We start from the raw sequence: 14,478 nt of genomic DNA, 5'->3' as shown, positions 1-14,478 counted from the left end.
AAAACATTCTCGCGGTCGGGCTTGGCCGTCTTTAGTAGGAATCCCCCTCCTTTGAGGGCGGGGAGGAAGTCAAAGTTTAGACTCAGCTTCAAGTGAGCGCGTTTAACTACTTGGGAATCGAGAGCATGTCAAATCACCAATTAGACAATGCATCAAATAAGTCAGTCAAAAAAGCGGTATTGGTCTTATTTCATAACGATTTGCGCATAGAGGACAATGAAACGTTAGTCAAAGCGGCGACATTGACTAAAAGTAATCAAGGCAACCTGATGCTTATCTATGCTGGTTTTTTGGCTGATTGCATTGAACCGAAAGAGAGCCGTCAAGCTTACCACTTTAATGAGATGGGCGCTGCTCGTCAGCAGTTCTTGTCTGAGAGCTTGGCTGATTTGGATCGATCGCTTCAGCGCCTTGGTAATCGATTGCTGTATCTGTCGCCAAGCTATTCATCAAAGAGTCAGTTGTCACAAGATAAGGTGGAGTCTGCCTTAAACGCCTTTACTCAGTTATGCCAGCTCATTGAGCAGCAACAAGTCACCGATATCTGTGTCAGCCACACGGCAGATTATAATCAAAATAAAGGCTATGCTGCCTTGCAGAGCAAATATCCACAGATAATATGGCACAGGCAATCAACCCATACGCTATTTGCTGATTTACCGACACAAGACCTGCCCAAAAGCTTTACCCAGTTTCGCAAAAAGGTTGAAGCAAGCCATGATTTATTGAATGCTGACGAAGAGGTGGCTGTTTTTCCTACGCCAAAGTCGCTACCGCCAATGCCTGATGCGTTGATAGCGCATAGTAAATACCTTTTTAAAACACAACCATCTGATGAGCAAGCGCTTAGTTTTAAAGGTGGTGAAACAAATGCAATGATTCATTTAACTCACTATTTCGATTCTGCTGCGCCGCGCACTTATAAAACCACACGTAATGCACTGGATGACTGGACGCATTCCACTAAATTCTCGCCTTGGCTGGCAAATGGTTGCTTGTCTGTGAAAATACTATTGAATCGCTTACGTCATTATGAGCGTGAGATTATCGCCAATGAGTCAACGTATTGGATATGGTTTGAGCTGCTGTGGCGCGAGTATTTTTATTGGTATGCGATTGAACATGGTAGCAATCTATTTTTGTTTAAGGGCATTGGTCATGAATTACCAGCTACTCATTTTGACGATCAGCGTTTGCAGCAATGGCAGAATGGCAGCACGCCATATCCTATCGTCAATGCCTGCATGAATCAGCTAAAGCAAACAGGGTATATGTCCAATCGTGGCAGACAAATCGTTGCTAGCTGCTTTATTCATGAGCTGGGTTTAGACTGGCGTTACGGTGCAACCTATTTTGAGCAGCATCTTATCGATTATGATGTCGCGAGTAATTGGGGGAATTGGCAATATCTAGCGGGCGTAGGCGCTGATCCAAGAGGATGTCGGCAATTTAATCTTTGTAAGCAAACCCAGCAATACGATCCCAATGGTGAGTTCATTGATAAATGGCAAGGCGGTCATGTAAGTTAAAGCAGTTTATGGATTTTAGAGCACCAATACTAAATAGCACGTTCTAAACCGCTTAATAGTCTTATTAGCGGTTATTTTTTATGCTAATAGCAAACCGTTATAATGAGTTATAAAATTATCACTATTGTATAACTCATAATATTCATCTAAAATGAATCTTTAGGTTAAACTTTATTCACATGCTTCTAAGAAGACTGCCATGCAATCGATCAACTTACCCAGCAAGCCGCCCAGCTCTCCGCATCCTATTCTGAATTTGAGCTTTCGAATATTTTTTAGTGCTGCCGCGCTATTTGCCGTGATAACGATGCTGCTATGGTCTTTTGTATTTACTGGTCATACAGATATTGACGCACAAGCACTGAACCCATTGTATTGGCACGGTCATGAGATGGTCTATGGTTATGCCTTGGCGGTCATTGCAGGATTTCTCCTCACGGCAGTGAAGACGTGGACAGGGGTAATGATGCCGCATGGTTATAAGCTGCTGGCTATATTTGGCTGTTGGCTGCTGGCACGTTTGAGCTGGGCAGGTTTTGGGCTTGGTATGACGGTTGCGGGTAGCAGTATATCGTTGTTATATATCGCCGCAGTATTTGACTTATTGTTTATCGCTTCGATGGCATTTGTGATATGTCGAGCGGTATTACAGGTCAAGCAGTATAAGCAAATGGGTATCTTAGCGAAACTGGCATTATTGACCGTTGGCAATGGAATCTGCTACTGGGGTATTATCAATGCCGATATGAGTATGACTAAAATAGGTATTTATCTAGGGTTTTATTTAATTATCGGTTTGGTGCTGACCATTGGTCGCCGCGTGGTGCCATTCTTTATTGAACGTGGTCTGAGTCTTGGAACGACGGAAGTCATCAAGTTGCGCAATAGTAAAGTACAGGATATTGCGAGTTTATTGTTTTTCTTAGCGTTTTTTATCAGTGACTTGTTTTATCCTAATCAGTATCTGCTGACTATTACGGCGCTTGGCGTAGCAGTGGTTAATATCGTCCGTTTGGTAGGCTGGTATCATCGCGGTATCTGGCAAAAGCCATTGCTTTGGTCATTATATGTTGCATTTTTGGGCATGTGTTTGAGTTTTCTGCTGTATGCGCTGCAACCATGGTTGGGCTATACTCATAGTATTGCGATGCATGGGCTTGCCATTGCAGGCGTTGGTATGATGACCGTAGCGATGATGACGCGGGTATCGCTTGGTCATACGGGACGCAGCATTCATCAGCCGCCCAAGACGGTGAATATTATGTATGGTCTGATGGTATTGGCATTTGTCAGTCGCGTGCTGTTGCCGCTTGCCGATATGAGTCACTATCTATTATGGATCATGATTGCCCAAGGGGCGTGGATTGCTTGCTTCGTGCTATTTTGCATCAGTTATTTGCCGATGCTGGCACGTCCTAGACCTGATGGTTTGTTTGGTTAGAGCCTGTAGAGCCGTTATAATGCTATCGCCAAAATAATAGGGTATTTATCCAAGTCTATCGACTGATTGTTGATATTTTTAAGTAGATTATTTTGCAAATGTTATAAGGTTTTAAGACCTTTGTTTTCCAGACACTGTTTGTTTGAAATACCGTTTGTTTGAGACACTGACTTTTCAAGACCCTCATTTTCAAACTTATAGAGTTACATTGCTAAAATTTAAGCTGATACATATTTGAAAGATTTATATAAAATAGGAGCGCAAATAAATGCGATTGACCAATTATAGCGATTATGCGCTGCGCTCATTGATTTACTTGGCAGTGAGACCAGAGCCGCCATTACTTGCAAATATCAGTGATATTGCCGACAGTTATGGCATTTCTAAAAGTCATTTGACCAAGATTATTCATCAGTTGGGTCAGCTTGGTTATATAGAAAGTGTGCGTGGTAAAAATGGTGGTATACGTTTGGCTCGTGCGCCAAAAGACATCAATTTGGGTGTATTAATTAAAAAAATAGAGCCGGACTTTGATTTGGTCGAGTGTTTTGCGACACCCGCGAATGATAAGAGTAGTGATGGTCGACAGACTGGTTTGCCTATTACGCTTATTGATGAAACGACAAATAACGCTAGAGGCTGTGTCATTAGCCCAGCATGCCAACTAAAAAGTGTATTCTTTGAAGCATTAACGGCATTTATTAACGTCCTTGAGCGCTATACCTTGGCAGATATCATCAATAACGAAGATGAGCTAGCGTCTTTATTGTTTCGTTAATAACTTTTGATGTTGATGGCGTCATTGCAAAAAAGGGAGCGACCATCTTGGTCACTCCCTTTGTTATGCTTCTAATGTGAGATTATACGGTCAATTAAGCTTTTTCTAATTTTGGACGGGCTTTATCAATGGCTTTTAATAGCGCCACTTCAAATTCACCGTCATTGAATGTCACTAAATAGGAATGTGCGGCGCAGAAATTACGCGCATCGCGCCATTCATGTGCCAAATTGCTTGCCCAATCGCAGTATTGCTTGCCTGCATCGGGCTCATTTTTTAGCGCTTTTTTGGTCGTTGGGTGCAGTATCAGTTCAGGTAATATCGCCTCTAATAACTTCATCGGTGGACTCATAAAGGTATCATCGACGTGCAAGCTTTGACTGGCAGGATGATAGGCTAATAGTGAGCCTGCATGAATCATCTCATTGGGTGAGATATAGTGGATGCCTTGTGACATTGAGAACTTAAGCTCAGGGTAACGCTTGGCGACCGCATCGCTTTCAACCAAGTCATCTGCCCATTGTACTTCAGGTACTTTTTTATGGTGGCGGCGACTGCCATAAAAGGTCGCCTGCGGGAAGTCTTTTGCCATTTGTGCACAGTGCACCGTATGGAATGGGTGGACGTTCAGTACTGCTTCGACATCTTGACCATTATTGGTTAATGCCATCACCTCATCGCGTACGTCACCAGTCAATGAATAACTATCCAAAAATATAAACTTTCCTGAGTTTAACTGTATAAGTGAGCACTGAGTGCCAATGTTTAGAACACCGCCAATGCGAAAAGATCCGCGTATATTCCAAAATCCTGCCCCTAAATCATGAATTTTATCGGTCATTGAAATTATTCCTTAGTGTTTTTATTCGAGTTTTTTAATGTCTCAGCAATTTTAATAATGAATATTTCTTATCAGTAGATGACAACTTATTATAATTGATATCTTATTATGGTGAGTCATGTACCTAAAGTCTGTTATAAAAAAGATGTTGATTGTTAGGTTCAGTGTATAACGTTAAAGTCGGATATAAGCCTATATTACTCGAGGGTCATTGTCATTCATAGCTTATAATTTATAGATTATTATTTAATGAATCTGTATAATATCTCTCACTATTTAATTTGTATTTGAAGGTTGAGTCATGAGATTTTTTGGAAAAATGAGCGCATCAGCGGTTATGGCAACGATGTTATTAGCAGGTTGCTCAAGCCTAAACAATGATAACAGCGTCACTAAAATTGACACTATCCAAGCTGCTCAAACCGCACCAGTCCCACAAGTGGGTTTTCGTTTCAGCACTACTGAGAATTTTGATCTTGCCAATCAAAACAAACTTTCTTGGCGTGTGTTTTATGACAAACCCTCCACAGGTGCAGATGCTACTTGGTTTGACGCCGTAAAACATGGTGATCTAGCCACGGTCAAATACATGGTTAACAATGGTCAAGACTTAGAAGTTAAAGATACAGGTAGCCTTAACCAAACGGCGTTAGGCTGGGCTGCTTTTATCGGCTATGAAGATGTGGTCGATTACTTAGTCAGCAAAGGTGCTGATATCTATGCTAAAGATGACGGTGATGTTTATAACGTCATGAAATCTGCTGTACTGGGAAAAAATACCAATATTGTCAAAAAAGTACATACGTTATTGAATGAAAAAGCGCCTGTGGACTTAAATGATCAGACGGTAGAAAGTGATGGTGAAACCTTGATTATGGTTGCAGCTAGTAATAATCGCCTTGAAACTGTCAACTATTTATTGGCGCAAGGTGCTAATCCAAATCTAGTGGCAACGACCAAAGACAAAAAAATGGGCTCATATAATCAAGGTGCCTATTCATATGCGTGTTCGCGAGATTTGGTTGATATGCAAAAGCTATTAGCCGCCAATGGTGCCGTTAATCATCGCACTGGCAAAGCGAGCTGTGAATAATTGCGTTAATGATTTTATAAAAAAGGCTGCCATTTCGGTAGCCTTTTTCTATGCTAAGCGCTCCTAAGTCAGACGTTGACCAGCGGATCGTTTATAAGTGTCTAGTTTATCAGTGCTTTTCTCATGAGTGCCTCGTTTATGAGCAGTTTTTATAGTCGTAAGCGGATATACGAGGATTGTTGCCATAGTTGTCGTTACTACATAAAAACTGATCAAAGCGGGTATCGCCATTAATATAGCGATGCATCCAAGCAATACCGGGCTTGCTCAGTAATATCTCATTAAAACGATAACTTGGACAAAAATGGCTACCGTTCTTTATCTCAATCTTCATTTTTGCGCCTGTAGCCTTATCATAAAAACGACTGCTGTATTTTTTATTTGAGGCAATACGGTCATTTTGGCAAGTAATGAATAAAGCAGGCGTGTTCATTTCGCCATAGTCTTTATCGTGATAGGGCGTTTGCGGAATAATCGCTCGAACCGTCTGACGTTTTGTCGCTAGCTGGAGCGCGCCGCCGCCGCCCATTGACCAGCCAATAGCACCCAAGCGTGTACTATCTATCTGAGCGCCTACCGTATTGTCACGAAGCATATGATCAAGCGCGGCACTTAACTGCGCCGCACGGCTCTCTGGGTCATCATAAATGGAGTTGGTATCGATGGTAATAACCACAAATCCCCAAGATGCCAAACGCGGCCCCCACCATTTAATAGAAGATTCGTAGGACACATAACCCGGTACTACTGCGATTCCGCCTAACAGACCACAGCCGCCTGCATTGGTTGGATAATAAATAGTTCCGCCACCAAAGCCGTTGGCTAACTGACGAGGAACGGGTTTTTTGGCCACCGAAAAAGGCCCTTTATCACGCGTATCTGAAAGATTAGCCGCTGTAATAATACTGTCGGCGATACAGTTTGACGGCACGGCTGGTGCTGATACAGACGATGTTATTACAACCGCTGACGCTATCGGGGTTGATACTATTTTGGTCGATTGCTCTTTAATTGTGAGCTTGTTAGTTGCGGCTACTTCGTCTAACGTAACTGCCGACGCACTTATAGAAAAAACCAATGCACCTATAGCGACAATCCATTGCGAATAAAAAGGGTATTTGGGCATGATAGAGAGTCTGCTATAGGTGAGTTGGATTTTGCCGCAGGTTATATTTTGTGGGTATAAGTTTTTGTAGATCGCATTTATATATAATAGATCAAAATAATAGTAGACAGTAATCTGCTTGCTGTCAAAAATATACGTCACCTACGCAGTATACAAAGCAGCAATTTTTAGTGTTCAACAGACCCTAAGCATCAATAAAGCAATACCGATAACACACCGAAACCAGAGTCTGGTATTTGGTGTGCTAAAATCATACCTGACGGCTATCCCTAGCATCAGCCATTATTGTCATCATTGTTTTCGTCATTATTTCAGCTATTATCGTCCTATTTCTATTACTCACGCCAGATCATCCGCGTCCAACATAGCCTGTATCCCTGTGAAAAATACCATCAGTAAATCCCAAAATAATATGCCAGAACCTCTATCTACACCAATCAATAATGCAACATCGTGGGTCTTAAAACTCACCATTGGCTTGATTGGGATGTTTGCTTTTTTGCAAGTGTATTCTATTCAGGCCATTTTGCCCGTATTAATGGTAGACCTGTCTGCAACTGAGGTGCAAGCTGGCATGATCGTCGGTGCAACGGTGATGGCGATTGCTATTATGTCGCCATTCTTGGGCATGCTGTCTGACGCTGTGGGGCGTAAATCCTTTATCGTTGGCGCATTATTATTTTTAGCGATACCAACTGCTTTAATTGCCCAAAGTCCGAGTATTGGTTGGATGGGTATGTGGCGGTTTATGCAAGGGTTGTCTGTACCGGGCATTACCGTGGTGACGATTGCTTATATCGGTGAAGAGTTTGAGGGACGCGCTGTCACAGAACTGATGTCGTTCTATGTCTCAGGCTCGGTACTTGGCGGCTTCATGGGGCGATTTTTGCTTGGGCATTTGCACGAGCTTATCGGCTGGCGTGCAGGCTATTATGTGATGGCAGCGATGACCCTTATCGGTGCGCTGTGGGTCGGCAAAATGCTGCCATCGTCACAGCAGTTTGTGGCCAATCCGAATTTTCGTTCCGCGATGCAGACGCTCGGTGAGCATCTAACCAATCGTTATGTGGTGACGGCTTGTCTGCTAGGAGCGTGTGTTTTATTCTCACTCGTGGGTTGTTTTACCTTTATCAATCTACATCTTGCTAAGACGCCATATGAGTTGAATACGGGTGCGCTTGCCAATATTTTTGCCGTTTATTTGATAGGCGTTGTCATCACGCCATTGTCGACGACCTTGCTACGTCGCTTTGGTTCAGCGCGCACAGTGCGCGTGGCTGTTTTCGTTTCTATGATTGGGGTGCTGTTAACGCTAGTAACGCCGTTATGGGGCATTATTATTGGTCTTGCTATTATGTCCTCAGGTGTCTTTATCACCCAAGCTGCTACCATCAGTTATATCGCCGTCAATGTTAAAAAAGGGCGCTCATTGGCGTCTGGTTTATATTACATGGGGTATTATGCTGGCGGTACGATGGGTGCGTGGTTATGCGGTATGGCTTATGCGCGCGGGCAGTGGTCGCTCACAGTATGGCTGCTCTTATTTGTACAGATTTTGGCATTACTGGTTGCCAGTTTTGGCATGATTAAAACAAAATCACGCGCGGCTTGATGGCTGTTTTTGAGCAATTTTCATCAAGCTATTGCAGCTTAGGATGTTTACGTAAGGTTGCTTTACATAGCGTCGATTTTTTCTTACTATCGATATAGCCTGTTCAATACACCTTAATAATTCTATTAATAATGTTAGCCACTATCACTTTTTAAACAGCCAATTTTTTATAAGTAAAAGCTAAAATAACTAGAACTGCGTGCCATCAATTATCCATGATTCACCCGCATAATAACTTATCCGCATGACCAACAAGGACGTCACATCTATGTCAAATATTTACCACAGCGCCCCTTCTGCTTACGATTATCCCTTATTAGTTAAGCAACTATTGAACCGTGCCAAAACGGTGTCGCTAGAGCAAGAAATCGTTTATGCTGACAAAAAACGCCTTACCTATAAAGATTTATTCAATCGTATCAATCGCTTGGCCAATGTCTTAGTAGGTTTAAATCTAGATGCAGGTGATATAGTGGCGGTGATGGATTGGGACAGCCATCGTTATCTTGAGTCGTATTTCGCGGTACCGATGTCAGAGTATATTTTACAAACCGTTAATATCCGCCTATCGCCAGAAAAAATTCTTTATACCATCAATCACGCTAAGCCAAAAGTGCTGCTGCTCAACTCTGAGTTTGCGCCATTGGTCAAAAGCTATCAGTTTGAAAACTCTAGTATTGAGCACATTATTTGGCTAGATGATGATGGCGTGACATCTGAAGGAGTCTTCGGTGGTAATCAAAACCGCGTAGTAGGTGAGTATGAAGCGTTATTACAAGCTGCCGATAGTGAGTTTGACTTCCCAGATTTTGATGAAAACACCATTGCCACGACGTTTTATACCTCAGGCACGACGGGCGATCCAAAAGGCGTATTCTTTAGCCACCGCCAGCTAGTATTGCATACTCTTACCGAAGCGGCGACATTAGGTATGCTGCCCGACAAGCAAGGCGTCAGCTACGGTGATGTCTATATGCCGATGACGCCAATGTTCCACGTACATGCGTGGGGCTTTCCATTTACTGCGACCATGGCTGGTCTGAAGCAAGTGTATCCGGGACGCTATGCACCAGATGTGTTAATGGATTTGATTATTAATGAAAAAGTTAGTATTACCCATTGTGTCCCAACGATTTTGCAAATGGTGCTCAAAGAAGCGCAAGATCGCGGTGCTAGCTTTAATGGTTTAAAAATGATCATCGGTGGTTCAAGGTTGACTGAAGGCTTGGCAAAAACCGCCATGGCACAAGGTATCGAAGTATATACTGGTTATGGTATGTCAGAGACAGCGCCCCTTATTAGCTTGACAGAATTTAGTCTCGACGAGCCTGAAATGAGTGAAGATGAAGATATCGCTCGCCGTTGTATGACTGGTAAGCCCGTACTGATGGTGGATGCTCAAATATGGAGTAGCAATAATGAGTCGGTTGGTACCGGTCAAGACAATACTGGCGAGCTGGTATTGCGCGCACCTTGGCTAACGCAAAGCTATCTAAAAAATGACGATGCGGGCAAAGAGCTGTGGGAAAACGGCTATATGCACACCCAAGACATTGCTTATATACGTCCTGATGGTTATATTAGAATTACTGATCGCTTAAAAGATGTCATTAAGTCAGGCGGCGAGTGGATATCGTCATTAGAGATTGAGACGATTTTGTCGTTACATCCAGCGGTCGCTGACGTATCTGTGATTGGGGTACGTGACAAACAGTGGGGCGAGCGTCCATTGGCCTTGATTGTGTTAAAACCTAATGCTCAAGACACGAGCGTTGATGATATCAAAGCCATTGCTGAGAAAGCTGTAGAGCGGGGTATTATCCCGAAATATGGTGTGCCAAGTCAGTTTAAGTTCGTCAATGAGCTACCAAAGACTTCTGTTGGTAAACATGACAAAAAAGTGATGCGTGAGATGTATGCTGATCAAACTGAGGTATAGGCTTAAAGTGGCTTAACTATTGAGCAGATAACTGGCTTAATAGTTGACCTTTATTGTTAGCTCTGCTACATTTTAAACCGATACCTACTAAATCGATACGTAGTGTATCGGTTTTTTGTTCTATTAGAGATAGCTGGCAGGGATAGCCAATCTTTACTATGACAATATTACATCGTATTACCCATCATTTATGCTAAGGACAGCTATTATGAGCGAGCAAACCGCCACTTCAGTGACCAACCAATCGTCAGAGCAAGCTCAGACTTCTCAAGCGTTATCTAATACCACTCAAACTTTTGCTGAAATTTATCACTCTTCTATTGAAAATAAAGAGCAGTTTTGGGCAGAGCAAGCAAAGCGTATCTATTGGCATAAAGAACCTGAACAAATCCTTGATGACAGCAATCTGCCTTTTGCGCAGTGGTATGTCGGCGGCGAGACCAATCTTTGCTATAACTGTGTGGATCGCCATCTTGCAGAACGCGCAGAGCAAGATGCTTTTATCTGGTTATCCTCTGAGATTAACCAAGAGTTAATCGAAACCTTTCCTGCAGTCGTCGATGCGTTTAAAGATTTGGGTAATAACGTTGAGCTTTACACGGACTATACCAAACGTCGTCTGACCTATAATGACCTATATAAAGAAGTCAATTATTTTGCTGATGTGCTACAGCGTCATGGTATTGGCAAGGGCGATCGCGTTGTCATTTACATGCCGATGATTCTAGAAGCCGCTTATGCCATGTTGGCTTGCGCTCGTATCGGTGCGGTACATTCCGTGGTATTTGGTGGTTTTGCTGCCCATAACTTAGCCATTCGTATGGATGATGCCGAAGCAAAAATGGTCATCACGGTGGATGCAGGTTTGCGTGGCGGTAAAGTTATTAATTATAAAAACCTTGTCAATCAAGGGGTAGAGCAAGCAACGGTCAAGCCCAAGCATGTATTGGTCATCAATCGTGGCATTTTACCATTTGAGCCAAAAAATATTGATGTTGATTATGCAACTCAGCGCCGTATCAGCTGTGAAGCCAATGCGATTGTCGAGCCAGTTTGGCTTGAGTCAAATACGCCATCATATTTACTTTATACCTCAGGCACTACGGGTACGCCAAAAGGCGTGCAACGTGATACAGGTGGTCACGCGGTTGCGCTAACGACGTCGATGGACTATATCTACGATGGCAAGGCGGGCGAGACATTTTGGGCGATATCAGATATCGGCTGGGCGGTCGGGCATTCTTACACCATTTATGCACCATTGCTGGCTGGCATGACGAGTGTGATGTATGAAGGCTTACCACATCGACCAAACCCTGGTATCTGGTGGCGAATTGTGGAAGCCAACAAGGTCAATATTTTGTTCACCGCGCCGACCGGCGTACGTATGCTCAAAAAGCAAGATGAGACATGGATGACACGCTACGATGTCTCAAGTGTCAAATCGTTCTTTTTGGCAGGTGAACCACTGGATGAATCGACAGCCAACTGGCTGACTAAGCATTTAGGTGTGCCAATTTTAGACCATTATTGGCAAACAGAGTCTGGCTGGCCCATCCTGAGTAACACGCCCAAATTCAATCATAAGCCGCACAAGCAAGGCTCACCTGGTTATCCCATGTATGGTTACGATGCGCATGTCATTAATGAAGAAACAGGCGAACCTTGTAAAGCTGGCGAAAAAGGACTGCTCGCGATTCGTGCACCATTGCCGCCCGGTTGTCTGACCACGGTATGGCGAAATGACGAACGCTTTGTCAGTAGCTATTTTGGTCTGTTTGATGGCAAGCAATATTCAACCTCAGACTATGCCGTGACTGATGAGGAGGGTTATTTTTATATTTTAGGACGAACTGACGATGTGATTAACGTCGCCGGTCATCGTATTGGCACGCAAGAAATTGAAGAAGCGATTAGTACGCATCCAGAGATGGCAGAATGTGCGGTTGTGGGTATTCATGATGAATTGAAAGGAGAATTGCCGATAGCCTTTTGTGTGCTGAGAGATCATGAACAAGTCACGACCACCGAAAATCGTTTCCGTATTGAGCAGCAGGTCATCGGTGCTGTGGTCAAATCCCTTGGTGGTATCGCAAGGCCAGCGGCAATTTATTTCCCGCAAGCACTACCAAAAACGCGCTCTGGCAAAATCTTACGTCGAGCCATTCGTGCTCTAGCAGAAGGCAACGAAACAGGAGATATGTCAACGCTTGATAATCCAACAGCGATTGAGGCGATTAAGCAGTCTATGAAAGACTACTAATACGATGGCGTATTAATTGAAAAAAGCCATCTAACGTTAATATTGAAAAAAAGCTCATGCACAATCATGGGCTTTTTTGTTTTCAATTTAAGGCGTCTCTTCATTTTTATCACTACTTAGTCGCTTTCGCTCAAACTGAAAATATACCTTACATAAAGTTTTTTTCGTTAACATAAACTCAGATAAAATTTTGACAAAGCGCTTGACCCTAAAAATGGTTTATTGGTATAGTCAATAACGATACGAAATAAATCATTTTATAAATTACGTTTGATCGATAAAAGCTCATCATTTTTTCTCTCTTTTTGAATATTAAGACACCGCTAAAGGGTAGTCTCGCAAACAAGATAAGGATATCTTATGCACCACGTCAAGCAGCTCATCAATGGTCAATTTGTTGATTCTAATACCAGTGAATGGATTGATATCACCGATCCTGCCACGCAAGAAGTCATAGCCAAAGTTCCGCAAACCACAGACGATGAAATCAATCAGGCGGTTGCAGCAGCCAAAGCCGCTTTTCAAACGTGGCGCAAAACACCGATTACCACACGTGCGCGTATCTTTCTAAAATATCAGGCATTGATTCGTGACCATATGGATGAGCTAGCAGAAATCTTGACCGCAGAGCAGGGCAAGACTATTGCTGATGCACGCGGTGATGTATTCCGTGGTTTAGAAGTGGTTGAGCATGCTGCTGGGATTGCAAATCTACAGATTGGCGATTTCGTTGAAAACGTTGCCTCAGGCGTTGATACCTATAGTATTTGGCAGCCGCTTGGTGTTTGTGCTGGTATCACGCCGTTCAACTTCCCAGCGATGATTCCTCTGTGGATGTTCCCAATGGCGATTGCCACGGGCAATACTTTTATCCTAAAACCTTCTGAACAAGATCCGATGGTGACCATGCGTTTGGTTGAGCTAGCGGTTGAAGCGGGCGTACCTGAAGGTGTGCTAAACGTCGTACATGGTGGCAAGGCGACCGTTGATGCGATTTGTGATCATCCTGATATCAAAGCAGTTTCATTTGTCGGTTCGACCAACGTCGGCAAACACGTTTATGAGCGTGCCAGTCAATCAGGAAAACGTGCACAGTGTATGATGGGCGCGAAAAACCATGGTGTTATATTGCCAGATGCCAATAAAGAGCAAACGCTAAATCAGCTAGCTGGTGCTGCATTTGGTGCTGCTGGTCAACGTTGTATGGCATTGTCAGTTGTGGTGCTAGTGGGCGCTGCGGGTGAATGGATTGATGATATCAAGGCCAAAGCAGAAGGTTTAATCGTCTCAGCTGGTAAGCATGATAAAGACTTAGGTCCGCTAATTTCTCCCGCGGCAAAAGCGCGTGTTGAGCATTTGATTGGTACTGGAGTAGAAGAAGGGGCAAGCTTGATTCTTGATGGTCGCGGTATTACGGTTGAAGGGTATGAGAAAGGCAACTTTGTAGGACCTACTATCTTTGATAACGTCACTGCGGATATGCAAATTTACAAAGAAGAAATCTTTGGACCTGTACTGTGCATCATGCGTGCTGCCAGCTTAGATGAAGCGATTGAATTACTCAACGCCAATCCACATGGTAATGGTACGGCTATCTTTACTCAGTCAGGTGCAGCTGCGCATAAGTTCCAACAAGATATCCAAGTGGGCCAAATCGGTATTAACTTGCCGATTCCTGTACCATTACCAATGTTCTCATTCTCAGGCTCGCGTGCCAGTAAACTTGGTGATCTCGGTCCTTATGGTAAGCAAGCGGTACAGTTCTATACTCAAACTAAGACCGTCACGGCGCGCTGGTTTGATGATGAGGCGAGCCGCGGGGTTAATACCACTATTTCAATTTAACGCTGAATCAC

The 14,478-nt window shown here is 43.4% G+C and carries 10 protein-coding genes; 8 read left to right on the top strand and 2 right to left on the bottom strand.

Going from position 1 to position 14,478, the window contains the following annotated elements; all coding sequences use genetic code 11:
• The first annotated feature begins 125 nt into the window (after window positions 1-125).
• The 3 genes from JMX95_RS12115 (at window position 126) to JMX95_RS12105 (ending at window position 3,748) form a co-directional block, all read left to right on the top strand.
• Window positions 126-1,529 (top strand): DASH family cryptochrome, encoded by a 1,404-nt coding sequence (locus JMX95_RS12115; protein WP_109590056.1) that lies wholly within the window; start codon window positions 126-128, stop codon window positions 1,527-1,529.
• Between the two features lie 199 nt (window positions 1,530-1,728).
• On the top strand, window positions 1,729-2,970 hold the full coding sequence (locus tag JMX95_RS12110) for an NnrS family protein (RefSeq protein WP_087815877.1): 1,242 nt from the start codon (window positions 1,729-1,731) through the stop codon (window positions 2,968-2,970).
• 268 nt (window positions 2,971-3,238) lie between these two features.
• Window positions 3,239-3,748 (top strand): Rrf2 family transcriptional regulator, encoded by a 510-nt coding sequence (locus JMX95_RS12105; protein WP_087815879.1) that lies wholly within the window; start codon window positions 3,239-3,241, stop codon window positions 3,746-3,748.
• A gap of 94 nt (window positions 3,749-3,842) precedes the next feature.
• Here the strand turns inward: JMX95_RS12105 and JMX95_RS12100 are convergent, their stop codons facing one another.
• Complete coding sequence (locus JMX95_RS12100) at window positions 3,843-4,589, bottom strand: hypothetical protein (RefSeq protein ID WP_109590054.1); 747 nt, start codon at window positions 4,587-4,589, stop codon at window positions 3,843-3,845.
• A gap of 301 nt (window positions 4,590-4,890) precedes the next feature.
• Between JMX95_RS12100 and JMX95_RS12095 the strand changes: the two genes are divergently transcribed.
• Window positions 4,891-5,682: an ankyrin repeat domain-containing protein gene (locus tag JMX95_RS12095; RefSeq protein ID WP_227676062.1), complete on the top strand. Its 792-nt coding sequence runs from the start codon at window positions 4,891-4,893 to the stop codon at window positions 5,680-5,682.
• Between the two features lie 136 nt (window positions 5,683-5,818).
• Here the strand turns inward: JMX95_RS12095 and JMX95_RS12090 are convergent, their stop codons facing one another.
• On the bottom strand, window positions 5,819-6,808 hold the full coding sequence (locus tag JMX95_RS12090; RefSeq protein ID WP_109590052.1) for a dienelactone hydrolase family protein: 990 nt from the start codon (window positions 6,806-6,808) through the stop codon (window positions 5,819-5,821).
• A gap of 412 nt (window positions 6,809-7,220) precedes the next feature.
• Between JMX95_RS12090 and JMX95_RS12085 the strand changes: the two genes are divergently transcribed.
• The 4 genes from JMX95_RS12085 to JMX95_RS12070 all read left to right on the top strand — a co-directional run bounded on the left by JMX95_RS12085 (window position 7,221) and on the right by JMX95_RS12070 (window position 14,467).
• Window positions 7,221-8,420, top strand: coding sequence for an MFS transporter (locus JMX95_RS12085; protein ID WP_170108259.1), 1,200 nt, complete (start codon window positions 7,221-7,223; stop codon window positions 8,418-8,420).
• Window positions 8,421-8,688: 268 nt separating this feature from the next.
• Window positions 8,689-10,359 (top strand): fatty acid--CoA ligase, encoded by a 1,671-nt coding sequence (locus JMX95_RS12080; protein ID WP_109590049.1) that lies wholly within the window; start codon window positions 8,689-8,691, stop codon window positions 10,357-10,359.
• A 208-nt stretch (window positions 10,360-10,567) separates the two neighbouring features.
• Entirely contained in the window at window positions 10,568-12,622 is a 2,055-nt protein-coding gene (locus tag JMX95_RS12075; RefSeq protein ID WP_109590047.1) for a propionate--CoA ligase, read from the top strand.
• 360 nt (window positions 12,623-12,982) lie between these two features.
• A complete protein-coding gene (locus JMX95_RS12070) occupies window positions 12,983-14,467 on the top strand; it encodes a CoA-acylating methylmalonate-semialdehyde dehydrogenase (RefSeq protein WP_109590045.1) in 1,485 nt (494 codons plus the stop codon).
• Window positions 14,468-14,478 lie beyond the last annotated feature (11 nt).

Source organism: Psychrobacter sp. NC44 (assembly GCF_904846655.1).
In the GTDB taxonomy this organism is placed as follows: domain Bacteria; phylum Pseudomonadota; class Gammaproteobacteria; order Pseudomonadales; family Moraxellaceae; genus Psychrobacter.
Note: the sequence above shows the minus strand (reverse complement) of the source record. Positions and strands in the feature narration are given on the sequence as shown.